Source organism: Cupriavidus sp. DL-D2, from assembly GCF_039710735.1.
GTDB lineage: Bacteria > Pseudomonadota > Gammaproteobacteria > Burkholderiales > Burkholderiaceae > Cupriavidus.
Map to the genome: position 1 here is coordinate 1 of NZ_JBDKXK010000054.1, position 23,469 is coordinate 23,469.

Below are 23,469 nucleotides of genomic sequence, written 5' to 3' on the forward strand. Positions count from 1 at the left end.
CGGCAAGCCTCTAGCTGTCCTGCACACAAAAAAACTGACAGGCCCATCCGGGTCGGCGCACGCCTCGAGAGCGCGGCGGTATTCCCTTTCCTCATGCCTGGTATGTTATTAGACGTCGTTCCATAACAGTTATATTCCATTCACGGGACTGGATTAGCGGTTATTCATTCGCAGCGCACACCTTTCGTCTTCCTGTTCAGTAACGAAACAGGGAGCGTCTTCATGTCATTCTCGCCACCACGGTGCTGATGACCCTCAATACGGGTGCATTGCTTCTGCTCGCTGGCGTGATGGCACTCGCTATCGAAAGACAGGGAGGGAGGCTGATCTCCACGCGTACCCTGACCCGAACCCGCCTCGAATACACCCACTAGTTTTGCAATATGGCTTACATACCCTGGTCCGCAATTTTTCTGGCGATACCGACAACATTCGTCCCCGGATTACGCCGGCTCGGTTTTGTCCTGCTGTTGTGGGGATATCTCACGGCCTTCTATATCGGACAGCTAGACCGCTTCGCAGTGGACTCGCTTGTTGGGCTTCTTCTTTGCGGCTATGCAATTACCCAAAGCAAGGCCTATGTTCGATGCGCCGGACATTTACTTTTCGTCCTTCTGGCTTTCGGACTCAGCCTGCATTGGTTACCAGGGTTTCATAACGTAAAGGCTCTGGGGCCGATTCGCTTCACCCCGGACGCCGTGCCTTTCACCATGTATCTCAATCTGGACAAGCCGCTGATTGGTGTCTGGGTACTCGCTGTCGTGCCGTGGTTGAGGCTCTCGACATCCTTTTGGAAGACTATTCTCGCGGCGCTGGGAGGTTTGATGGCCACGGCGTTGGTTTGCCTGGGAGCCGCACTGATCTTGGGGACGGTAGCCTGGGCGCCAAAATTGCCGGCTAGCTCTGGAATCTGGCTGATTAACAACCTGCTCCTGGTCACGTTCGCTGAGGAAGCCTTGTTCCGGGGGTACTTGCAGGGCGGCCTTCAACGCCTGCTCCAAGGCTGGCGTTGGCAAAGTGCAATCGCGATTGGAACGACTGCGATTCTCTTCGGTGCGTCCCACGCTGCCGGTGGCTGGCAGTGGATGGCTCTAGGCACCCTCGCCGGAATCGGCTACGGCATCACTTATCGCTTCGGTGGGTTGTCTGCAGCCATCGCGGCTCACTTTGGCCTGAACGTTCTGCACTTCTTCCTGTTCACCTATCCAATGCTGCAGCCTGGATAGGTCATATTCCTAGGAAATTCCGAAGCGAATTTCAGCAATCTCCTGATGGCCTCAAATGACGTACGCGGCGCAATATCGTCCACGTCGCAGGTCGCTGATGTCAGGAGTGAGCGGTGAATGTCGTCTCCAACTACCCGAGTCGCTTGTGCTAGATAGCGCGCTCGGCCTTCTCTGTACGCAGTTGAACCAGCACCTTCGCCGGCGTCTTGCCACCGCGGAGGATATGGTCGTGGTGTCCAACCTCCAGGAGCCTGGCGGTGGGGCGGTCACGCTCGTGAGCAACAAGCTGGTGTTGTTCCTGGCCTGTGTGGAGCGGGATACCGCGGCCCATCGCGTGTCGCCCGGTGGCGCCGTGCAGACCAGCACGGTGCGCGGCGCGGAACCGTTGTTCCTCAACCTTCTGGTGATGTGCGCGGCCACCTTCAGTGGCCAGGCCTATCCCGAGGCGCTGCGCCTGCTGTCCGAAGCCATTACGTTCTTCCAGGGTTCGCCGGTGTTCGATCACCAGAACGCACCCGGACTCGATGACCGCATCGACCGCCTCGTGGTCAATATCGAAAACCTGAGCCGGAGCGACCTGCACAGTCTTTGGGGCGTGCATGGCAACCATTACCTGCCATCGGTGCTGTACCGGGTGCGGCTGATCTGCCTGGACCCCGCCACCGTTCGCCGTCGAGAGCCCATGGTCACCCAGCCCGATGTGGGCGCGCGGCCCCAGTGAGCACGGACCATCATGGACACCTATCGCATCGTCAGCCGTCTCAGCGTGCGCCATCCCTATTTCGAGGCGGGTTGGCCGGCAGGACTGCAACTGCGGCCAGAGTCGGACAGTGCCGCGTTGATGACCCGCTTCGGCCTGCTGCTGCGCGGCGATGCACAGCGCTATGTCGTGCTGGCGAGCGATGCGCGGCGCGAGGCGCTGTGGCGGGAGCGGGCGTCGTGGCCGGAAGGCGGCCTGGTGTTCACGCTGGCGTCCTCAGATCCGCTGTGGGCGTACTACACCGATGTGCGTGCGCTCGGCACGCCGGTTCGCGTGGTGATGCCGCTGGCGGTGCCCGATTGCGCGAACCAGGACGCCTGGCTGCAGGCGGCGCCGGTCGAGCAGACCCTGGCATTGCCGGTCAGGCAGACCATCTGGAAGTACCTGCTGCTGGGTGCGTGGGGTGACGAACTGGCGGTGGTGGATGCGGCGGATGGCGTCTCGTTCACCGGTCCGGAGAAAGAGACCTTGCCGAATGGCGATACCGCCGTGGTGTTCCGCGCGTGTGCGCCGCTTGCGCTCGCAGAGCGGCCGGGACACCGGTTTCAGTTGCGGCGCGGCACGGGGCCGGCCGGGCGCCTGCTGGTGCCACGCCTGCCGCTGGCCGCGCCAGCGGGTCTGCGTCGGGAAGTCGTCGATGGTGTGCTCCGCGATGTATCGGAGATCTTTGTCAATCGCTAACCTTTTCATCGGGAGTTTTACATGGGTGCAATGAAGACGCCTGGCGTCTATATCGTAGAAAAGAACGCCTTCCCCAACTCCGTGGTGGAGGTGGCAACCGCGGTACCGGCATTCGTGGGCCATACGCAGATTGCCGACAATCGCAACAAGCCGCTCGCCATGAAGCCGTGGCGCATCAGCTCGATGGCCGAGTACCACCAGTACTTCGGCTATGCGCCGTTTCCGCGCTTCGCCATTGCCGAGAAGACGGACCCGTCGGCACTCGCGGCGTTCCGCGTGGCCGGCAAGGACTACGTGCTGGCCATGCCGGAAGGCAAGGATGGCGGCGGCTACCTGCTGTACTCCGCGCTGCGCCACTTCTTCCAGAACGGCGGCGGCCCGTGCTACATCGTGTCGGTCGGCGGCTATGACGAGGACCTCGATCCCGACAAGTTCAAGGCGGGTGTGGAGGAACTGCTGAAGGAGCAGGAGCCGACCATGCTCGTGATTCCCGAGGCCATCAAGTTCAAGAAGGACGTCTGCATCGATCTGCAGCAGGCCATGCTGGCCCATTGCGGCGACAAGATGCGCAACCGGGTGGCGATCCTGGACATCTGGGGTGGCGACAAGCCGCGTACCGATCCGGCCGGCGATCCGGTAGCGGAGTTCCGCAACGCGCTTGGCATCAACTTCCTCGACTTCGCGGCGGCCTACTACCCGTGGCTCAATACCACCGTCACCGGCGACAAGGACATCAGCTACGAGAACATCGCCAACCCGGACGTACTGGCGCAGTTGCTGCGCGCGGACCTTGGCCTGCCGGATAACCTCCCCGACGACGCGCCGCCCAAGGTGCGCGATCAGTCCGGCGCGATTGCCGATATCTCGAAGGACTGGAGCACGGCCACGCCGCCGCTGTCCGACGATGCGATCCTGACGCACAAGGTGCTGCTGAACAAGACGCTGCAGTCGATCAGCCCGCTGTTCAACACGATCCTCGGCGAAGTCAAGTACCAGCTCAACCTGTTGCCGCCGAGTTCGGCCATGGCTGGCATCTACACGATGGTGGACAACACGCGCGGCGTCTGGAAGGCGCCTGCCAATGTGAGCCTGGCGGGCGTGGTGTCGCCTTCGGTGTCGATCTCGTCCGCCGACCAGGAAGAACTCAACGTTACGACGCAGGGCAAGTCGATCAACGCGATCCGCAGCTTTATCGGCGAGGGCGTGCTGGTCTGGGGGGCGCGTACGCTCGACGGCAACAGCCTGGACTGGCGCTACATCAACGTGCGCCGCACCATGATCATGCTTGAGGAATCGTGCCGGCTGGCCGCCAAGGCGCTGGTGTTCGAGCCCAACGTGGCGAATACGTGGGTCACCATCCGAAGCATGATCCAGAACTTCCTGACCAGTATCTGGCGCCGCGGCGGGTTGGCCGGTGCCGTGCCCGAGGACGCCTTCAGCGTGCACGTGGGACTGGGCGAGACGATGACCCCCGACGACATCCTGGAGGGCATCCTGCGCGTGACGGTGCTGGTGGCCATGGTGCGGCCCGCCGAGTTCATCGAGATCACGTTCCAGCAGCAGATGCAGAAATCCTGACGGACTTTCCATTTTTGACGGCGTAACTAGGGAGAAGTGTCATGGCAGATGACGGTTCCGCACAATCGAAGGAAGTTTGGCCGCTTCCGAAGTTTCATTTCCAGGTCAAGTGGGATTCCACGGTGATGTCGTTCGAGGAGGTTTCGGGCCTCGACATGGAAGCCCAGCAGATCGAATACCGCCAGGGCGACAGCCCGGTGTTCTCAACGGTCAAGATGCCGGGGCTGAAGAAGTTCGGCAACGTGACCATGAAGAAGGGCGTGTTCAAGGCCGACAACAAGTTCTGGGACTGGTTCAACCAGATCAAGATGAACACCATCAAGCGGGTGCCGGTGATCATCAGCCTGCTCGATGAGTCCGGTAGCCCCACCATGGTCTGGACGCTCAACAACGCGTGGCCAGCCAAGATCACCGGCACGGACCTGAAGGCGCAGGGCAATGAAGTGGCCGTCGAGACCATCGAGATCGCGCACGAAGGGCTGACCATCGCCAACAGCTGAGCATGGAATTCGAGAAATCGCGCGATGGCACCAGCATCTTCATGCCGGTGTCGTTCTCGTTCCAGGTGGAATTCACGCGTTTCGGCCAGGGCGCCGACTGCTCGTTCCAGGAGGTCTCCGGCATGGGCGTGACCATGGAGACCGAGGACGTGCAGGCGGGTGGCCAGAACGCGTTTGTCTACAAGCTGCCCAAGGGCGTGCGCCAGGAAAAGCTGGTCATGAAGCGCGGCGTGGCCAACGACAAGTCGCCATTGGTGGGCTGGTGCAAGGACACCCTGGAAAACGGCATGACCCAGCCCATCGAGATCCAGGACGTGAAGGTGTACCTGCTGGATGAGACCGGCGTGAAGATTCGCGGCTGGACCTTCGCGTCAGCGTACCCGGTGCGCTGGAGCGTGGATGACCTCAATTCCACCAGGAACGAGGTGACGATCGAAACCATCGAATTCGCCTATCTCAACTGCGTGCGGGAGATGTGAGACATGACGCTAGAGATCCGACAAATGGTGATCCGCTCCGAACTGAGCGGCAACGCCGGTACTTCCGCGCAATCGGCCAGCGCCGGTGGCAACACCAACTCCGACACCGACAACTCGGACGAGGGCGACAACTGCTGTGCGGCGGATGAGAACGCCAGCAACAAGCATCGCGAGGCGCGCAATCTGCTGCGCACGTTGCGCGTGCAGATGGCCTCGCTGCGGGAGCGCTAGATGACGGATGCATCGGCCGCGCTTACGCCACTCAAGATCGTCGCCTGCACCGAGGCCGATGACGGCACCATCTCGCAACAGGATGGGCCCGGCACGTCGATCTCGCTGCTCATCAATCCGTCGCAGATGAAGCACGAGCGCCGCACCTGCTTCGTGCAGCGCAAGCCGATGGGCGATACGGGATCGGGACGCAAGTTCAGCCATATGCAGCCGGGCAAGCTGTCGTTTTCGCCGGTGTTTGACGGGTCGGGGGTGGTACCGCGCCCCAAGGACAGCACGATGCCGGCAGAAGTGGAGGATCAGCTCCAGTCGCTGAGCAAGGTGATCTACGCGTACAAGGGAGTCGTTCATGAACCCAGCATCGTGCAGATCATCTGGGGCAAGCTGCTGTTCCAGGGACGCCTCACGAGCTTCAGTGTCGACTACACGCTGTTCCGCCCAAGCGGCTCGCCGCTGCGCGCCACGGCGGCGCTCGCGTTCGATTCGTACACCAGCAACAAGCAGGCCGAACTCGAGGCCGGAACAAGTTCGCCCGACCTCAGTCACCTCGTACTTGTGCGCGATGGCGATACGCTGCCGCTGTTGTGCGAGAAGATCTACGGCGACGGCCGCTACTACACGGCGGTGGCCCGCTACAACGGGCTGCGCCAGTTCCGTTCGCTGACACCGGGTATGGAACTCCATTTCCCGCCGCTGGAGTAACCATGGCTGACTACCCGACGATCGATGCCGAGGGTGTGCTGCGCGTGACGGTGAAGGCCGACGGCACCAAGTACCAGAACCTGCCGCTACTCGGCATTACGGTGCGGCATGCATTCAACCGCATTCCGTGGGCCGAGGTGGTGATCCGCGACGGCGACATGCCCACCGGCAAGTTCAAGCGCGCGGACCAGTCGGTCTTTATCCCCGGCGCCAAGATCGCCATCAGCGCGGGCTATGGCGACGACGAGACGCAGATCTTCAGCGGCATCGTGGTGCGCTTTGGCGTCAAGATCGACGGCCAGAACGATTCGCGCCTGACCATCGAATGCCGGGACGTGGCCACAAGGATGACGAGCGGCCGCCGCAACGCCAACTATGTCGACCAGACCGATAGCGACGTGATGGCCACGCTGCTGTCGTCGCACGGACTCGATGCCACGGTCACATCCACCAGCATCAGCTACGGTGAACTTGTGCAGTACTACAGCAGCGATTGGGATTTCCTGCTCGCGCGCGCCGAATTCAACGGCATGCTGGTGAATGTGGAGGACGGCGCGGTCACGGTGGCGCCGCCCGATGCCAGTGGCGAGCCGGTGTTCGGCATCAAGTGGGGACGCGATCTCTACGAGTTCAGCGCCGACATCGACGCGCGCATGCAGTACACCGAGGCGCTGGCCACCGCGTGGGATCCGTCGCAGCAGAAGGTCGTGCAGGGTAGCGCAGCCAAGCCCGGTGCACTGAGCGGACAAGGCAACCTGACGGGTGCCACGCTGGCCGCCGTGGCAAGCCCCGCCACGTTCGGGTTGCAATCGTCGACCACACAGGTGGCGGATTCCCTGACCACGTGGGCCAAGGCAACACAGACCAAGGCGGAACTCGCGCGGATTCGCGGCCATCTGCGCTGCATGGGGACGGCGCTGGCCAAGCCCGGCGCGATCGTCGGGGTCTCGGGCGTGGGCACCCGTTTCGCGGGCAAGGTGTTTGTGACCGCCGTGGAACACGCGCTGGTGAGCGGCTTCTGGCATTCCGACGTGGAATTCGGCATGGAGCCGCAGTGGCACGCCCGCCGCGACGATGTGGAGGCGCCGCTGGCGTCGGGCCTGCTGCCTGGCGTATCGGGGCTGCAGATCGGCGTGGTGGTCAAGCTCGATGGCGATCCGCTCGATGCGCAGCGTATCCAGATCAAGCTGCCGGTCATGCAGGCCGAGACCGAGCCGGTATGGGCGCGCCTGATCCAGGGATATGCGTCGAACGGCTTCGGCGCCTTCTTCCTGCCGGAGGTGGACGACGAGGTGATCGTCGGCTACCTCAACGACGATCCGTGCCACCCGGTGGTGCTGGGAGCGGTCTATAGCGGCAGCCACAAGCCGCCCTACGCCATCGAGGCGGCCAACAATACCAAGGCGATCGTCACGCGCGCAAAGCATGTGATCGAGTTCGACGAGGAAAACAAGATCATCACGGTCACCACGCCAGGCCACAACAAGGTGGTGCTGGACGATACCGCCAAGTCGATCCTGATCCAGGACCAGCACAACAACAGCATCAAGCTGTCGGAAAGCGGTATTGCCTGCGATAGCCCGTACGACATCACGCTCAACGCGCAGGGCAACATCAAGATGACTGCGAGCCTGGCGATCGAGATGACCGCGCAGGCGGACGTCAAGGCGTCTGGCCTGAACATCAACTGCGAAGCCCAGGTGGGCTTTGTCGGCAAGGGCGCCGCTACTGCGGAACTGTCCGCTGCAGGGCAGACTACGGTGCAGGGCGCCCTGGTCATGATCAACTGAGGGAACGAGATGCCACCCGCCGCACGCCTCACGGACTTGCACACCTGCCCGATGCAGACCCCGGGCCTGCCGCCCATTCCGCATGTGGGCGGTCCGGTCATCGGACCCGGCGTGCCCACCGTGCTGATCGGCAAGCTCCCTGCCGCCGTGGTCGGCGACAACGCGGTGTGCGTGGGTCCGCCGGACGTGATCGTCCAGGGCTCGGCCACGGTACTGATCGGTGGCCGGCCCGCCGCGCGCATCGGCGACGCGACGGCGCATGGCGGCGCTATCGTGCTGGGCCTGCCCACCGTGCTGATCGGAGGCTGACGATGAGTCCGTTTCTGGGCCGGGGCTGGCAGTTTCCATTGCAGTTCGATCCGCGCACGCGCCAGGTGGGCATGGTGGCGGGTGTGGACGATATCGAAGAGAGCCTGCGCATTCTGCTGCGGACCCATCCGGGCGAACGCGTGATGCAGCCCACCTACGGCTGTGCGGTGCGTCGCGCGGTGTTCGAGACGCTCAACGAGAGCACGCTGACCGAACTCAAGGAGATGATCCGCAAGGCCATCCTGTTCTTCGAGCCACGCATCCTGCTGGACCGTATCGACACGACGTTGCTGACGCTGGAAGGGCGGGTCGATTTCCGTCTGCATTACATCGTGCGGACAACCAATACGCGGCACAACCTTGTCTATCCGCTGTATCTCGACCAGGCGACATCGCCGGTTGCCACCTACTGAGCCTGCATGTCCAACGGGACCCGACAAGACGAGCGGCTGGCCGATACGCTGCGCCCCGACCATGTGCTGCCGGACGAGATCGGCCTGGCCGAACGCGTGCGCATCACGCTCGCGCAGGCCGCCAGCCTGAGGTTCGGTGCCGGTGCTGACCGCTGGGACACCGCGCTGCGCCAGGACGAGAGCGTGGTGCTGGCCGAAGTGGCGACATTTCCGCTACCACGGCTTGAGCAGGAATTTGTCGCGGCCCTGGATCGCGAGGGCGAGGCCGCGCTGTGGGCGCGCATCTGGCGCCTGGTGCGTACCTACGATGGGTGGTGCTGGTGGCTGGCCGGACGAGAGGGTGTAGCCGGATCCGCGCTGGGCGAGGCGTTGCTCGCGCAGATCGAGCAGGGACTCGCGGGAGTGGTCACCGCGGGGCGCGCGGCATTCGGTTTGCCTGGCGGCGGTGCTGACGATGCGCCACTGCATCCGGTGTGGTTGCGCCCCGACAGCGCTGCGCGCGTGACGCCGCTGACGGGTGCGCCGGCGCCGGACGACCGGCGCGCACGCCGGCAATGGCTGCGCCGTGCCTGGCTGGCACTGACGCTGGCGATTCAACGGTTGCAGCCGCAGGCGCAGGCCCTGTTCGAGCGCAGCCTGGGTGGCGGCCGTCATGAGCCGGCCATGGGCCTGCTGCTGGCCACGCTTCAGTTGTTCCAGTACAGCCGTGCGCCACTCAACCGCTTTCCGGAGCGGCTGATCGATTTCTACTATCGCGATGTCCTGCGACTGTCGCCGCGCCCCGGTTTGCCCGAGCACGTGCATCTGCTGCTGGAGCGGGAGCCGCGTCACAGGGGGATCGTGCCGATTGCGGCCGGCACGCGGTTCGTGGGCGGCAAGGACGCGCAGGGCCAGGTGCTGACCTTTGCTGCCGACGGGCCGTTGGAGCTGACCGGTACGCGCGTGGTGGCGCTCTGCACGCAACGGGTGGAGCGCGATCCGCTGATTTCTCCCGAACGAGAGTTCGATTTTGCTACCCGGCTCAAGGTCGAGGAGTTGCCGCTGCAGGCGCCGGACGCCGCTTATGTGGATCGTCCCGCGTGGTGGCCCTTGCTCGGCGGGACGGTACGCGGCTCCGCGTCGCTGGCGCAGGACGCCTTGCTGGGCTTCGCGCTGGCCTCGCCGCTGTTGCGGTTGAAGGAGGGGAAGCGCGAAATCCGTGTCCGCCTGCAGTTTGCGCACCCGGCGGCCAACGACGAGTCGCTGGTGCGCGCACTGCGTACGTCGCGCGCGCAACGCGACGTTGCATGGCTCACGGATGCCTTCCGTGCCTATGCCGCCTATGAGGCGCAGCATTTTCCCGGGCGGCCACGGCCGGGCGGGGCGGCCCCTGCGCTCGACCCCGAGACGCTTGCACAGGCGGCATGGAAGCGCGCGCCCGCATTCGAGGCCGATGTGCAACTCGCCTTTCTGGTGGCAGCGTGCCTGGCTTGCGACGATGCCGCCGTGTTTGCCGAACGTCTCGGCCGACTCTTCGCGGTATGGATGGTGGCCGGCGACGAGCAGTTGCGGCTGGTGGACCTGCAGGCGTTGCGCGCGCATGCGGCTGCGCTGCGCGGCCAGGATGGTGCCGGCGAGGGCACGGCCGATATCCGTGACGAGCCGCGGGTCGAGATCGACGATCCGCTGATCCTGATCTATCCGCCGCTCAATCCCGGCGCGGAGGCCGCGCTGCCCGAACGTGACCTGATCTTCGAGCGCGTCTTCGCCAGCGTATGGCAGGCCCGGCTGAGCACGGCCACCGGATGGCTGACGGTAGACAAGGTATTCACGCATCGGCGCGCGCCGGCTTCCGATACCTGGGGCGGTGGGATGGAGCTCGTGCTTCGCCTTGGCGCCGACCAGCCTCCGGTCGTGCCTTGCATATCGACGGTACACGGTGTGCAATGGCCGGCGCAGGCCATGCTGCAAATGGCCGTGCAGACGCGCGGCAGGCTGTACGCGTTCAGCCTGCTCGGCCAATACGCGCTGAGTGAGATCAACCTCACGGTCAACGTGGATGACCTGCGTGACGTGGTGCTCTACAACCAGCTTGGACGGCTCGATCCGTCCAAGCCGTTCCTGCCTTTCGGGCCGACGCCCATGCCCGGTGGCTACCTGGTCTTCGGAAGCCAGGAACTCGCATGCAAGCCTCTGCAACTGCTGCATCTGTCCTTCAACTGGGCCAACCTGCCAGACCTCTCCGGCGGCTTTCCCGAACATTACGCGCGCTATCCGGGTGACTGGCGGGCAAGCGGTTTCCGGCTCGGCACGGCGGTGCTGACGGACGGTCAGTGGCGTAACGGCAACGAGGCGTTGTTGCCGATGTTCTCCACCGTGCATGGACGCGAGCGCCTGCTGCGCGAGCACCGCCTGGTGTTTCCGGGCGCCGCGCTGCGCCGGCTCCATCGCGCCACGCCACCGCGGCCGGCGGCACAGCCGTTCCTGTACGGACTGGGCAGCCGCAACGGATTCTTCCGGCTCGATCTGGCCGAGCCGCCCACGGCCTTCGGCCATGGACTCTACCCCACGTTGCTGAGTACCACGCTCACCCGCAACACGAAGCTCAAGCGTCCTGCGGCGCTGCCGCGCGAGCCGTATACGCCGACGCTGCAAGGGCTGGCCCTGCATTACCAGTCAACCCAGGATATCCGCCTTGTACCCGGAGACGGCAGCGACGCGGACCAAAGCCTGTTGCAGCGTGCCTATCACCTGTACCCGTACGGCATCGCTGCGATGGTGCCGCAGCATGGACAGCCGCCGGGCCTGCTGCCGCGCCATGCTGGCGACGGCAATCTCTTCATTGGCCTGAGTGGAGACGATCTGCAGGGCACGCTCAGCCTGTTCTTCCATCTGCGCCGCGAGGAGGCTGCGGAGCGCTGGGGCGATGCCGTGCCGGAACTGCATTGGGCCACCTGGCAGGATGGCCACTGGCAGCCGCTGGCACCGCATATGGTGCTGTCCGACGGCACCCAGGGACTGCTGCGCTCCGGCATCGTGCAGTTGAATCTTCCGGCCGGCATGACCGCCAATTGTGCTTCGCTACCGGGAGCGTGCTACTGGCTGCGGCTCGGCGCAGATTGGGGGTTCACGCAGCTGGCTGGCCTCTATGGCGTGCATGCCCAGGCCATCACGGCAACGCGCACGGTTCTGCCGGAGAGTGACCAGGCCCCGATCGCGGTGCCGCCGGGCACCATCAACATGCCCGGCGAGCGTGTGCCCGGCTTGCGTGCGGTGGTGCAGGTGGGGCCGGCGGACGGATGGCGCGCGGCGGACCGGCCCGAGGCAGTGCGCATGCGCGGGGCTGAGCGATTGCGTCACAAGCTGCGCGCGGTGACGCGCTGGGACTACGAGCGCCTGCTGCTCGACGCGTTTCCGGCGGTGTTCAAGGCCCGGTGCTTCGCCCACCACGAGGCCACGCTGATCGACCCCGCCGGCCGGCGCCACCAGCATCTGGCCAATCTGCCCGGGCAGGTGCTGCTCGCCGTGGTACCGCATCCGCAACCGGGCGAGCTGTTCCGCAGCACCGAGGCGCCGCGCTTCGATGCTGCGCTGCTCGAAGCGATGCGCGCGCACTTGCAGGCTTGCGCGCCGGCAGGGGCACGCGTGCTGGTGCGCAATGCCGCCTATGAGCGCGCGCAGGTGCGCTGCATCCTGCGACTGGTATCAGGCAGCCATCCCGGCGCCATGTTGCGCCAATTGAACCAGGCGCTCGTCGAATACCTGTCGCCTTGGCACGCCGATGGCATCGGCGCCGATTTCGACTGGAGCGTGCGGGCCGACACGCTCGAGGCATTCCTGCGCGCCCAGCCCGGCGTGGATGCGGTGGGCAAGCTGTCGATGCTCCATATCGTGCGCAACGACCGCCAGTTCAACGTGCTGCATGACACCGCCACGCACACGATCCGGGGCGAAGCGCGTACGTTGCGACCCGCGCAGCCGTGGAGCCTGCTGTTGCCGACGCGCCGTCACCTGCTGGAGCTGCACGACGACATCGGCCCGCTGGTGCCGCACGTCACCGGTATCCGGCGGCTGGAGGTTGGCAGCACGTTCATTGTCGGCCGCGCCGCGCCGAACCCTTCCGCGCAGGTGCGTGATGACCAGTAGGAACCGAGAATCCCTCAAGCGCTATTTCCGCGAAGGCGCGCTGCCAAACGAGGACCATTTCGCCGATCTGATCGACTCCATGCTCAACATGAGCGACGAGGGCTTTCGCAAGACCGTCGAGCATGGCTTCGAGGTGTACTCGCCGCTCGGCCACGACGCGCTGGTCAGCTTCTTCCGCGATCAGGACCCGGAGCGGCCGGCATGGCGCTTCGGGCTGGGTGCCAACGACGAACTGCTGGTGCAGGGCCGCACCAGCCCATTGGCGAACGGGGCTGTTGCCGATACCGGCGCGGCGCAGGCGCAGGCATTGCCGCCAGCGGTGCTGTGCCTGGACCAGGACCGGCGCATTGGCGTGGGGACAGAGAATCCGCGCGCGACCCTCGACGTGGCCGGCGTGGTGCGCGCCACGGGGCGGCAGGGCGCGCTTGCACGCCAGCACGCGGTGCCGCTGCTGGCCAACGGTGAGTGGCAGGACCTGACCGACGACCTTGAAGGGTGTCAGGCGCTCGAAGTGGTGGCGGGCGCGGGGCAGCGCGGCAAGGGGCGTTTTGGCCTGGTGCATGCGATTGCGATGAATACGTACAACCCGACGCTCGGCCTGTTCGACTTCTTCAACCGCAAGCGTGGCATCCGCAGTACCCATGGCTTCTATAGCCGGCGCTGCGACCGGCTCGAACTGCGCTGGAACGGCACCAGCGGCCGCAATGCGCGCTACCGGTTGCAGATCCGGAGCGGCTGCGATTTCGGCAGCGGCGTGCACATCCAGGCACAGGTCACCCAGCTCTGGTTCGATCCCCACATGAGCGAGGGCCAGTCATGAGCATCCTGCTGCGTCGCGCCTCGCCCACCGCGTCGGTAGTGCCTACGGCCCTGCCGTCGCCGCTGGAGCCCGCTGCCGACAGCGCCACCATCGAGCGCCTGAGCGACGACCCGCCGTTCAGCTATCCGGACCTGCGGCAGCACGGCATTGCGCTGACGCAGGCATTGAGCGGTGAGTGGTGGACCGACTACAACTATCACGACCCCGGAGTCACGCTGCTCGAGGCGCTGTGCTACACGATCACCGAGAACGTGTTTGGCGCCGACGCCGAGATCGCGGACCTGTTGACCGCGCCCGATGGCCGCATTCACTACCGGCGTCACGCCCTCCACGGTGTGGAAGACGCGCTGCCGTGCCGGCCCACCACCGATCTCGACCTGATGCGCTACCTGCTCGATCGCGTGCCGGCAGTGCATCAGTTGCGCCTCACCATGCCGGACCACGACGGGCTATGGCGCATGGCCCTGCGCGTACACGATGGCGATGATGTTGCCGCAGCACGCGATACGGCCCGCGCCTATCGTGCGCAGCGCAACCTGGGCGAGGACATCGCGACGCTGGCACAGGTGTTGCGCCCGCGCTGGTGCGCGTTGCAGATACAGATGAGCGTGGAAGGGCCGCGCGACCTCAATGACATCCTGGTGGAACTGGTGCAGCGCTGTGCGCGGCTGGTCAGCGCGGCGCCCCCGCGACGACCGGTGCAGGCGCGTCTGGCGCAGCGCGACGCGTTCGGGCGGCCACTAGGCACGAGCCGGTTGTTCGAAGGCCCGTCACTGCAATGCGGCTGGATTGCCGAGGAGGACCTGCGGCGCGATACCGCAGACGCGTCCGCGCGGCGGGACAGCCGCCTGTATTTCAGCGACCTGGCGCGCGCATTGAGCCAGATCGACGGCATTGCCGATATCAGCGACCTGCGGCTCGAGCTGCAGGATGCAAGCAATGCGGAAACAGGCGACGGTCACGACGACGACGGTGCCGACAGCCTGCAATGGCAGGGCGAGGACTGGGCGCTGCAGTTGCGCTGGCCGGAGACGGAAGCGGCATTGTCGGGCTGGACCGTCAGCCGGCGTGGTAGCCGCATCCATCTCGATGCGCGTGAATTGGTGGCGCAACTGGCCGATGCACGGCAGGCGGCGCGCATCGCCAGCGTGCCACCACGCACACGCGCCTATGCGGGTCAACTGCTGCCTCGGCCGTCCGGCCACTACGTGCCGGAGATCCCCTACCTGTCCACCTGGCACCACCTTCCGCCGCTGTACCGTGAGGCCCACTCGGCGCCACTTGCCGATGCCGAACGCCAGGCGCAGTTTGGCGCTTATCTGGCATTGCTCGAACAGTGGATGGCGCATGGCAATGCGCAACTACAGCATCTGCGCGAGCTGTTCAGCCTGGCGCCGCAGCCGGACAGCAGCTACTGGTGGGAGCCGCTGGGCCCGGCGCAGGTGCCGGGCCTGGCCGGGGTCTGTGCCGAGCAGGGCGATGAGACAGCCCGTGCGCTGGCAGCGGGTGACGACGCGCTGGAGCGCCGCAGTCGCGTGCTCGACCTGCTCCTCGCGTTGCACGGTGAACATTGCGACCAGCACAGCATCCAGGGCTTTGGCTACTACTTCGATGCCGCGGGCTGGCAAGCGCATCTGTACGAATGCAAGCGGCGCTTCGTGCAGCGCATCGTGCGCCATACGCGGGACCGCGCGGGTGCATTCGACTATAGCCGGCCATCGTTGGGCCGGCGCGGCAATACCGCGCCGCTGCAGGAACGCATCGGCCTGCTGCTTGGTTTCACGCAGACCCATAGCCGGTTGCTCGCAGGCGGACTGTCGGCGCTTGGCATGCGTATCGACGATGCCCATGCCCATACCCGGCGCAATGCCACCGAGCCACCGTCCGATCTGGAAGCGCTGACGATGGGTGCGCCGCTGCGCACGCGCATCGCCGAACACTATGCCGAGGATACGGAACTCGGTCAGGTGGCGGATCGTCTCGCGTATTACTTCACCGATCTCGCGCCGCAGAGCTGGCCTGGCGCGTTGCTGCGGTGTGCCGCGCACGGCGGGCGCTATCACCAGGGTGCCGGCGGGGATGGCGCGCCGCAGCTCTGGCTTGGACCCGACGAACACGGCGCCTGGTGGCCGCTCGCGGTGAGGGAAGGGCCGGGCGGCGTGCTGGCGCCTGCCCTGTATCTTCACGAGTTTGCCTGCCGCCTGCAACGCGAGTCCGAGGGCCTGCATCTGGTCGAGCATATCCTCTTGCGGCCGCTCGGCGATGCGCCATCCGAAGCGGACGTGCCGGCTGACTTCTACCCTCATCGGCTCAGCGTGATCCTGCCTGGCTGGACAGCGCGTGGCGCGGTCCAGAGCTTCCGCGATCTCGCGGAGGAGACCATCGCGCTCGGTTGCCCCGCGCACCTCATGCCGCATGTCCATTGGCTCGACGCGGAAGATCTGGCTGTATTTGAACGGGATTTCGAAGCATGGCTGCGTGCACGGCAGGCACAGGCCAATGCGCCCGATGACGCCGCCGTCGTGGCGCATCTCGATACCTGTGCCGCGGCCATGCGCCATCGGTTGAGCGCGTCACGGCGCGGAGACGCGCGATGAATGCACCGCTGCGCCTGCCGCACGTAACCGGACATGCCATCGAGACGCTGTCGTGGACCAGCGTTGGCGCCATGGAGCGAGAGGCCGCGCACGCCTATCAGGCGCGCCTGAGCCGCTTTCTCAACGGCCGTGGACGCGAGGTGATCGCACGGGTGTTCACACGGTTGTCTCCGCCTGGCGAGCACTGGCGCATCGATCGGCTGGAGATCGATACTGGCCCGCTGGCGGAAGACGCCGGCGAGAGCCAGTGGGCCGCCGTACTGGAGGCGCAACTGGTGGAGACACTGACCCGGGCGCGTCGTGCGAGCGGAGGGGCCAGTTTGACCGATTGGGCCCAGCGGGTCATTGGGACCGGAGGGAACGTTGCGGCCGCGACCGCCCCGCGACCGGCAGACCACCAGGCGCTGGAACACTTCCTGTTTTATCTCCAGCGCGGCCATCTGCCTTGGTCGCATAGCCCCATGGCGGGGCGGGCGTTGTCCGCGTGGCTTGCGCTGCTGGCACGCCGCATCGGGCCGCGGCTGTGGTCGATGCTGCAGCGGTTGCAGCCAGGCGACTACGTTCTCGCGCGGCTCAGCCGCATTACGCCGCATGAGGGATTGCAAGCCCTGATCGGCGTGCGCTATCGCGAGCTGGCGGACAGCCTGAGCACGCTCGACGCGCAGGTGCTGGCACCCTTGCAGGCGCGCGGTCGTCTCAGTGCCTATCAGGTACAGCAGTTGCAGCAAGCGTGGCGGGTCTCGGCGTTCCGTCTCCTGTGGGGTCAGCGCGCGGGCAATCTGAGCGCGGATGGGTTGCGCCGGCTTCAGCGTGAACTCGGTGCTGCGCTGGTGCGGCAACTGGGGCAGGGTGGATTCGGGCAGTGGCGGCCATCACTGCAGCCCGTGGCGCATGCCGAGGCGTATGGCGATGGCGGGCATCCCCCTCCAGGCGGCCGGGCGCGACCGGCGCGCATGCTGCCACGCCTTGACCAACTGCTACTGGGTGGCGTGATTGCGGCAGTCGAGCGGTCTGGGCGAAGGAAGAAGCGTACGGCACCGGCAGATGATCGAACGCATCTGGACACGTCATACACAGCGCGCGCCCTGCCGGCGAACGATGCTGTTTCGGTGGTGAACCCTGCGCGTGTAGCGTATGCCGCTGTGGCCGACACTACGCCGACCATCGCACCGGCGCGCGGCGAGCGCCCGGTCGAGGCTGCACTGCGTCGGCTTGGGGCCGCGCTCGATGGCAGTGCGCCATTGCGCGGGCACGCTCTGCAGGTGCTGATCGACGATCTGCATGCGCGTGTGCCGAACGAGCTTCGCATCCACTTGCAAGGCGTGGCGTTGCGTCGTGGCGAGACTGGGCGCTGGCTCCCGCAACATGGCATTGCCACGGTTTGGCGCATCGTGCAGATACTGGCAGGTGCCACCGAGACCGCTGACAAGCTCGAGGTCAGCGCGACGTCAGGCATCCCCCAGACGTCCCGCGCGCTGGCCTCCACGATGGCAGCGACGCGTGGCGCGCACTGGGCGGAATCCTTGCGGCAGTTCTCGCTGGCTGCGGTGTCGCGTGGCACGCGGCCCGGGCGCGGCCGGCGTGCGGGAGTGTCTGCGCTGCAGGCATGGCTGGTGGCGTACACCTTGCGTCAACTGGCTTTGGGAGAGCGTGCGCCGACCGACCAGCGCGGTTGGCAACGGTTCTGGGAGCGGGCGGTGGCGGCATGGCAGCGCGGAACGTCTGGTGTGCGCCCGGCACGGCCGCAGCGGCAGCCACCGAGGTGGCCTTTGATGCGGCCCCGCAAGCGATCTCCCGAACGTCCCCTCGAAAGCCCCCTCGAAAGCCCCCTCGAAAGTCCCTTCGAGCGTCGCCTTGAGCCTCCCGTCGAGCTTGCGCACGAGCAGGCCCCGAAGCGGCCGCTGAAGCGTTCACTGACTGACCGTGCGCCAGGCCATACCGCGCCCGTGCTGCATCCTTTTGAAAGACGGCCGTCGGCGCGCAATTTTCGCTGGGAAGCCTTGCATACCGTCACGACCCTGGAAAGTCGCCTGTCGCATCTCGCGGCATTTGCGAAAGTGCCGCGCGTGCGGCGGGACTGGATCATGCGCAACCGTCTGAGCGAATGGCTCGCCGAACCATCCCTGTGCGCGACGTGGATGGCGCGCACCGCCCCGGCACAGCGCTGGGAATTGCTTGCCGTCCTGCGTCCGCGTGACATCGGTACCCTGCGCCGGACCAGCGATGTGCTGCAGTCGGTGCAGGCCGCATTGCTGCCCAAGCGGACGGCGGGTGAACGCCAGCGCAGCCATTGGCAGTTCCTGACGGGGCACGTGTTTGCGGCGGATCTGCCGATCGCGCCCGCCATGCTCGCGCGGCGCTATGCGATCCACCTTTGCCGGGAACAGACCGCCGGCATGGCGTCGGGCGAAGCTGCGGCCGCGTTGGCGCAGCCTGCCCACGCCACGCGGAGTGCACCGTTGCGTCAATGGCTCGCCCGCGTCGCGGCGGCCCTGGCGCCGTGGCGCTGGCTCTCGTTGACGGGCACGGCGATATCGCGGGCCGCCGCACGGATCCTCGACCGCGCTCCCAGCCCCGCAGAACAATGGGAGGTGCGCCAGCCCATGCGCGGGACCAGCGCGCTTCAGCCCGGCGGGACAGCCGCACCGCCGGCCATCGGCGCCGCAGCGTCCCGGCAGTCTTTTCCCATGCACACCATGTCCGCAGACGATCCGCACTATATCGACAATGGCGGCCTCGTGCTGCTGGCCACCTACACCCAGCGGCTGTTCGCCATGCTGAACTTGCTGGAAGGCAACGCGTTTCGCGACGCGGCGGCCGCCTCGCGCGCGGTGCGCTGTCTGGCGTATCTGGCGGAAGGGCATGACGGGGCCAGCGAGGCCGAATGCGTATTGCCGAAGTTGCTCTGCGGCATGGCGCAGTCCGCACCCTTGGGCGGCGACGCTGCGGGCGATCTGGACGACGCGCTGGACGACGCCACGATTGCAGTGCTCGACAGTCTGCTGGACGCGGTGGTAGCGCACTGGACCGCGCTCGGCAAGACCTCGCGCGACGGGTTGCGCCAGACCTTCCTGCAGCGCGAAGGCCGGCTTGCGCGCGAGCATACGGAAGGCGGCATGCATTGGCGGCTGGTGCTGAAGACGGGGGCCTTCGACATGCTGCTGGACCGCCTGCCGTGGTCCTTCGGCACCATCAAGCTGCCCTGGATGCGGGAGGTGCTCTATGTCGACTGGCGCTGAATCCGCGCATCCGGATATGGCTGCTTCCGTGCGCGCACGCCATACCGAGGCATTGCAGCGTGAGCTGGACTGGCTTGAGGCAGCGCTCGACCAGCGCTTCCGCCAGCATTTCGCCCACGAGAGTGCGCCCGAGCCATTGCCGCCGGCTCCGGCATTGCCTGCGGGCAGTGCGCTGGCCGAGGTGGTCGCGCAATATGATCTGGGCGAGTGCGAACGGCTGGTGCTGGCGCTGGCCATGGCGCCCCATCTGCGGCCCGCCGCGCTCGACCTGTTCTTCGTCAAGAACCGCGATTTCGATCGCGGATTCAGCGAGTTCGGCGGCGCCAGGGCATCCCGCCACGCGGGCTTCCTGCCGACGGGCGAGACGGCGGCATTCCTGGTTGCCGGTGACGACCTGGCAGAGCGCATCGCCACGCTGGAGCTATTCGATGCGCAGCGCGCCTTCGCCCGTGGGGGGCTGGTGTCGCTCGACGGAGACGTGGGCGGCGAGCCACAGTTGAGCGGTGCGCTACTGCTGAGCGCGGAAGCGCTGCAGCGCCTGCAGACCGGCGTCTGGCACAAGCCGGACTACAACGCGCAGTTTCCGGCCAAGCGCATCACCACGGCCCTCGCGTGGGACGACCTGATCCTGGCGCCCGAGGTGATGGACGAGCTCGCCATGATCCAGACCTGGTTGCAGGCGGGCCCCGCGCTGATGGACGAATGGGGCATCGGCAAGGCCGTCAAGCCCGGCTATCGCTGTTTGTTCCACGGTCCGCCCGGAACCGGCAAGACGCTTACCGCCACGCTGCTGGGGCAGGGCGCCCAGGCGGACGTCTATCGCATCGACCTCTCCATGGTCGTCTCCAAGTACATCGGCGAGACCGAGAAGAATCTTGCGCGCGTCTTCGACCAGGCGCAGAGCCGCCGCTGGATCCTGTTTTTCGACGAGGCCGACGCGCTGTTCGGCAAGCGCTCGGCCACGCAGAGCAGCAATGACCGGCATGCCAACCAGGAAGTGGCCTACCTGTTGCAGCGCGTGGAGGATTTTCCCGGCGTGGTGATCCTGGCCAGCAACCTGCGCGGCAATATCGACGACGCGTTTTCGCGCCGCTTTCAATCCATGATCTATTTTCCGATGCCCGACGCGACCCAGCGTCTGCGGCTATGGCGCAGCATGCTGTCGCAACCGGGGCGGCTGGCCGACGACATCGACCTGGTGGAGCTGGCAGAGCAGCATGAGCTGTCCGGCGGCGCGATGGTGAACGTGTTGCGGTTTGCAGTGTTGCAGGCCAATCGCGAAGGCGTCACGCAATTCACGCGTGCACACCTGCTGGCGGGACTGACGCGGGAGATGCGCAAGGAAGGGAGAACCGCATGAAGCGCGCATGGACCGGCCTTGTTGTCTGGGTGCTGCTGGTGGTCCTGTACGGACTGTTACCCGCGCAGCCTGCAAGTTCCGTGGGTGCCTCGGATGCGAGCGTCGCGTCGGCCTCGGCGCCGGCCGCTGGCAGTCGTGCCCCGGCTGCCGCATCCGCACCGGCAGCGCCCGCAGCAGCGACGCCCGCGCCCGCTTCGGCGCCGGCCGTATTGCCCTCGACAATGCTTCCGGCGTCCAGCCAGGCCTGCCCACCGATCAATCCCAACACGTTTCCGCCGCTGGCCTGCGTGCGGCCAAGCGAACCGCTGGCGCTGGAGAAGACGGCCGTCACCTCGTTGCCGAATGCCGTGGTGGATCAGCACTACAGCTACCGATTCATCGCTACCGGTGGCGAGCCGCCCTATACGTTCGAGGAGATTCGCGAAGATCCCCGGCGCGGCCTTCCCGCCGGGCTGAGCCTGACCGCCGATGGCACTGTCACCGGCACTGCCACCCAACGCGGACGCAAGTCGTTCGTGGTGGCGCTGCACGACCAGACCGGGCAGGGCCTGCGCCAGACCTTCTCGATCAACGTCGTGGCACCGCGCGGGCCGAAGCCGGCCGGCAAGGCGCCTGACACGCCAGCCGGCACCGCGCCCGTGACCACCATCCAGACGGTTTCCATTGCCGCCACCCAAACACCGGTACGCGGCCCGAACCGGATCGATACGTGGGTGCTGACGCAGGAATTGCTCAAGCAGGTCAATCCCGTCATTACCGAAGGCGATACCACGGCATCCGATGCCCCGGCCGGCACCACAGCAGAAGGGGGCGCCAGTGCGGTCGATGTGCCAGCCGCGATCAATGCCGCGCCCGTGGTCACCGAGGGCGATGGCCTCGACGAATTGTCCGCCGCGGGCTCCGCCCAACTGGAGATCTTGCTCAAGCCGCTCGTCGGGGTGGAATATCCTACGCGCGCGATGTTCGCCGCAGCGCTCGATGCGCATGTGTGCACCTATGCGGCCGCGCTGACCGATCGCGTGGCGCAGACGAATCGGCAGGCCTCACCCACCGCTGAACAGTGGCGCGACCGCTGTGCCGTGGCATGGCAGGGTCCCTCGCCCAAGGCACCGGTGCAACTCTCCGAGGCTCCGGTCAAATGGCAGGACCTGCCGAGTACCCTGTTACCGGCCCGGGTCCGCAACTGGCTGATCGAGCAGGCACGTCAGAGCCACGATGCCGCAGTGAGCAACGCGCCCGGATGGCAGGGCACCGGCTGCAACTGCTTTACCGATGCCGCCGATGGCCAGGTCTACGGATTCGTGCCGCACTGGAGCGATGCGGAGAAAGGGCCCAAGCTCGATTTCAGCCTGTACGACCGTCTGGTGAACTACGCGCAGCCATTCGATGACGATGGCAATATCCTGCAATTGCAGCCAGGCGCCGCCGAGATCGAGTTCTACCGTGCCGTCCATCGCTACGGCAGCAAGCTGGACATGACAGTCTATCGCCGCGACTGGCAGTTCCTGCAACGCCTGCCGGAAGATCAGCGTCGCCGCATCGCGGGCCAGGTGGCCCTGCACACGGCACAGATGCTCAACACGCGCTTGAGCGATTTCGGCGCGCGCTGGCAGGATCGCATCCCTGGGCTGGCCAGCGATACCTACCTTGGCGACGGTGTGACCTTGTTCCTCGACCAGTTGCCTTCGCCCGCCGACACAGGGTTCGCCACCTTTGCGAGTTTCCGTGAACGTCTGATCCGGTCGATCATTGCCGAACTGCACAAACAGAAGCGGCCGATCACGCTGAACCTGATGATCAGCGCCGGCGACCTGGTGCCGGCACTGCGGGATGCCAACGGTACGGGAAGCTCCAGCGCGGCAGCCAATCCTGCCAACCGTGCCGGCACGAAGAGCAAGGAGCCGTCGGCGGCGGTCGCGCTGCCGCGCCCGCCGGGCTGGACCTTCGGCGACCTGTTCGACATCCTCGTGTTCGCCGAAAACCCGCGCTTCCAGGACGGGCGCATTACCGCCGCATCGGGGGCGTACCACAGCAATACCAACGTGACGGTGAAGTACATCGTGCTGCTGCCGGAACCCACCACGCGCAGCAAGAAGGTGTTGCGCGAGGCGGTGGAGACCACGACGGACCTGGTGGGCACCAATCGGGCCATCATGGTGCGGCGCATATTGCCGCTGATCTCGGTGGGCAGCGCCGAGCCGCAGCAACTGGCCGACGACCTGGCTTACTTCAACGACAACTTCGGTGGCGTGGCGCTATGGCCGCAACCGCTCGCCAATCCGCTGCTACTGGCGCAGACGGAGAAGACCGTGCGCAGCACTATCCTGGCCAACGAGGCACCGGTGAGCCAACTGTGCAACGTGGTGTGCGACTGGCGCTGGGCTCTGCGTGGCGTGTTCTGGCTGCTGATACTCGTGGCGGCCGTATCGCTCGTGCTGTACCTCTTCTCGTGCCGCGTGCGCGCGCTGGGCCGTCCTTATCAGCTCTACCTGCTGCTGGCGGCCATTGTGCCATTGGTGATCGGCGGATTGCTGCTGCGATGCGATCCCGACCTCGCCTCGTCCGAGATCGCCAGCCGGCTGCTGGTCGGTGTGCTGGTGGTCGTGATCCTGAGCATGCTGTATCCCCTGCTCAAACCGCGCGCGGAGAGGCCATGACT

The 23,469-nt window shown here is 66.0% G+C and carries 17 protein-coding genes; all 17 read left to right on the plus strand.

Annotated features, from left to right (window positions below; all coding sequences use genetic code 11):
* Positions 1–383: 383 nt before the first annotated feature.
* The 17 genes from ABDB81_RS22665 to ABDB81_RS22745 all read left to right on the plus strand — a co-directional run bounded on the left by ABDB81_RS22665 (position 384) and on the right by ABDB81_RS22745 (position 23,467).
* Positions 384–1,226: a type II CAAX endopeptidase family protein gene (locus ABDB81_RS22665; RefSeq protein ID WP_160473549.1), complete on the plus strand. Its 843-nt coding sequence runs from the start codon at positions 384–386 to the stop codon at positions 1,224–1,226.
* 97 nt (positions 1,227–1,323) lie between these two features.
* Positions 1,324–1,947 (plus strand): DUF4255 domain-containing protein, encoded by a 624-nt coding sequence (locus ABDB81_RS22670; protein ID WP_346813651.1) that lies wholly within the window; start codon positions 1,324–1,326, stop codon positions 1,945–1,947.
* A gap of 12 nt (positions 1,948–1,959) precedes the next feature.
* Positions 1,960–2,667: a hypothetical protein gene (locus ABDB81_RS22675; protein WP_346813652.1), complete on the plus strand. Its 708-nt coding sequence runs from the start codon at positions 1,960–1,962 to the stop codon at positions 2,665–2,667.
* A gap of 21 nt (positions 2,668–2,688) precedes the next feature.
* A complete protein-coding gene (locus ABDB81_RS22680; protein ID WP_160473552.1) occupies positions 2,689–4,245 on the plus strand; it encodes a phage tail sheath C-terminal domain-containing protein in 1,557 nt (518 codons plus the stop codon).
* 41 nt (positions 4,246–4,286) lie between these two features.
* Positions 4,287–4,745 carry a phage tail protein gene (locus ABDB81_RS22685; RefSeq protein WP_160473553.1) on the plus strand — a complete coding sequence of 153 codons (459 nt, stop codon included), beginning with the start codon at positions 4,287–4,289 and terminating at the stop codon, positions 4,743–4,745.
* Between the two features lie 2 nt (positions 4,746–4,747).
* A complete protein-coding gene (locus ABDB81_RS22690; RefSeq protein ID WP_160473554.1) occupies positions 4,748–5,224 on the plus strand; it encodes a phage tail protein in 477 nt (158 codons plus the stop codon).
* A 3-nt stretch (positions 5,225–5,227) separates the two neighbouring features.
* The gene (locus tag ABDB81_RS22695) at positions 5,228–5,455 is read left to right on the plus strand and encodes a hypothetical protein (RefSeq protein WP_160473555.1); all 228 of its coding nucleotides are present in this window, start codon (positions 5,228–5,230) and stop codon (positions 5,453–5,455) included.
* Positions 5,456–6,157, plus strand: coding sequence for a peptidoglycan-binding protein (locus ABDB81_RS22700; protein WP_346813653.1), 702 nt, complete (start codon positions 5,456–5,458; stop codon positions 6,155–6,157).
* A gap of 2 nt (positions 6,158–6,159) precedes the next feature.
* A complete protein-coding gene (gene vgrG / locus ABDB81_RS22705) occupies positions 6,160–7,947 on the plus strand; it encodes a type VI secretion system tip protein VgrG (protein WP_346813654.1) in 1,788 nt (595 codons plus the stop codon).
* Positions 7,948–7,956: 9 nt separating this feature from the next.
* Entirely contained in the window at positions 7,957–8,256 is a 300-nt protein-coding gene (locus tag ABDB81_RS22710; protein ID WP_160473558.1) for a PAAR domain-containing protein, read from the plus strand.
* 2 nt (positions 8,257–8,258) lie between these two features.
* Complete coding sequence (locus ABDB81_RS22715) at positions 8,259–8,669, plus strand: GPW/gp25 family protein (RefSeq protein WP_160473559.1); 411 nt, start codon at positions 8,259–8,261, stop codon at positions 8,667–8,669.
* A 6-nt stretch (positions 8,670–8,675) separates the two neighbouring features.
* Complete coding sequence (locus ABDB81_RS22720; protein WP_346813655.1) at positions 8,676–12,794, plus strand: hypothetical protein; 4,119 nt, start codon at positions 8,676–8,678, stop codon at positions 12,792–12,794.
* A complete protein-coding gene (locus ABDB81_RS22725) occupies positions 12,784–13,614 on the plus strand; it encodes a hypothetical protein (protein WP_346813656.1) in 831 nt (276 codons plus the stop codon). The genes ABDB81_RS22720 and ABDB81_RS22725 overlap by 11 nt, the downstream gene beginning before the upstream one ends.
* Positions 13,611–16,211 carry a hypothetical protein gene (locus ABDB81_RS22730; RefSeq protein ID WP_346813657.1) on the plus strand — a complete coding sequence of 867 codons (2,601 nt, stop codon included), beginning with the start codon at positions 13,611–13,613 and terminating at the stop codon, positions 16,209–16,211. The genes ABDB81_RS22725 and ABDB81_RS22730 overlap by 4 nt, the downstream gene beginning before the upstream one ends.
* Positions 16,208–19,450 carry a contractile injection system tape measure protein gene (locus ABDB81_RS22735; RefSeq protein ID WP_346813658.1) on the plus strand — a complete coding sequence of 1,081 codons (3,243 nt, stop codon included), beginning with the start codon at positions 16,208–16,210 and terminating at the stop codon, positions 19,448–19,450. The genes ABDB81_RS22730 and ABDB81_RS22735 overlap by 4 nt, the downstream gene beginning before the upstream one ends.
* A complete protein-coding gene (locus ABDB81_RS22740) occupies positions 19,434–20,810 on the plus strand; it encodes an ATP-binding protein (RefSeq protein WP_346813659.1) in 1,377 nt (458 codons plus the stop codon). The genes ABDB81_RS22735 and ABDB81_RS22740 overlap by 17 nt, the downstream gene beginning before the upstream one ends.
* Complete coding sequence (locus tag ABDB81_RS22745; RefSeq protein ID WP_346813660.1) at positions 20,807–23,467, plus strand: Ig domain-containing protein; 2,661 nt, start codon at positions 20,807–20,809, stop codon at positions 23,465–23,467. The genes ABDB81_RS22740 and ABDB81_RS22745 overlap by 4 nt, the downstream gene beginning before the upstream one ends.
* The last annotated feature ends 2 nt before the right edge of the window (positions 23,468–23,469 follow it).

Excerpts from the sequence above, each read along its gene's own strand:
- ABDB81_RS22665 (WP_160473549.1), top strand. The coding sequence starts at position 384 with ATGGCTTACATACCCTGGTCCGCAATTTTTCTGGCGATACCGACAACA.
- ABDB81_RS22670 (WP_346813651.1), top strand. The coding sequence starts at position 1,324 with ATGTCAGGAGTGAGCGGTGAATGTCGTCTCCAACTACCCGAGTCGCTT.
- ABDB81_RS22675 (WP_346813652.1), top strand. The coding sequence starts at position 1,960 with ATGGACACCTATCGCATCGTCAGCCGTCTCAGCGTGCGCCATCCCTAT.
- ABDB81_RS22680 (WP_160473552.1), top strand. The coding sequence starts at position 2,689 with ATGGGTGCAATGAAGACGCCTGGCGTCTATATCGTAGAAAAGAACGCC.
- ABDB81_RS22685 (WP_160473553.1), top strand. The coding sequence starts at position 4,287 with ATGGCAGATGACGGTTCCGCACAATCGAAGGAAGTTTGGCCGCTTCCG.
- ABDB81_RS22690 (WP_160473554.1), top strand. The coding sequence starts at position 4,748 with ATGGAATTCGAGAAATCGCGCGATGGCACCAGCATCTTCATGCCGGTG.
- ABDB81_RS22695 (WP_160473555.1), top strand. The coding sequence starts at position 5,228 with ATGACGCTAGAGATCCGACAAATGGTGATCCGCTCCGAACTGAGCGGC.
- ABDB81_RS22700 (WP_346813653.1), top strand. The coding sequence starts at position 5,456 with ATGACGGATGCATCGGCCGCGCTTACGCCACTCAAGATCGTCGCCTGC.
- vgrG (WP_346813654.1), top strand. The coding sequence starts at position 6,160 with ATGGCTGACTACCCGACGATCGATGCCGAGGGTGTGCTGCGCGTGACG.
- ABDB81_RS22710 (WP_160473558.1), top strand. The coding sequence starts at position 7,957 with ATGCCACCCGCCGCACGCCTCACGGACTTGCACACCTGCCCGATGCAG.
- ABDB81_RS22715 (WP_160473559.1), top strand. The coding sequence starts at position 8,259 with ATGAGTCCGTTTCTGGGCCGGGGCTGGCAGTTTCCATTGCAGTTCGAT.
- ABDB81_RS22720 (WP_346813655.1), top strand. The coding sequence starts at position 8,676 with ATGTCCAACGGGACCCGACAAGACGAGCGGCTGGCCGATACGCTGCGC.
- ABDB81_RS22725 (WP_346813656.1), top strand. The coding sequence starts at position 12,784 with ATGACCAGTAGGAACCGAGAATCCCTCAAGCGCTATTTCCGCGAAGGC.
- ABDB81_RS22730 (WP_346813657.1), top strand. The coding sequence starts at position 13,611 with ATGAGCATCCTGCTGCGTCGCGCCTCGCCCACCGCGTCGGTAGTGCCT.
- ABDB81_RS22735 (WP_346813658.1), top strand. The coding sequence starts at position 16,208 with ATGAATGCACCGCTGCGCCTGCCGCACGTAACCGGACATGCCATCGAG.
- ABDB81_RS22740 (WP_346813659.1), top strand. The coding sequence starts at position 19,434 with ATGTCGACTGGCGCTGAATCCGCGCATCCGGATATGGCTGCTTCCGTG.
- ABDB81_RS22745 (WP_346813660.1), top strand. The coding sequence starts at position 20,807 with ATGAAGCGCGCATGGACCGGCCTTGTTGTCTGGGTGCTGCTGGTGGTC.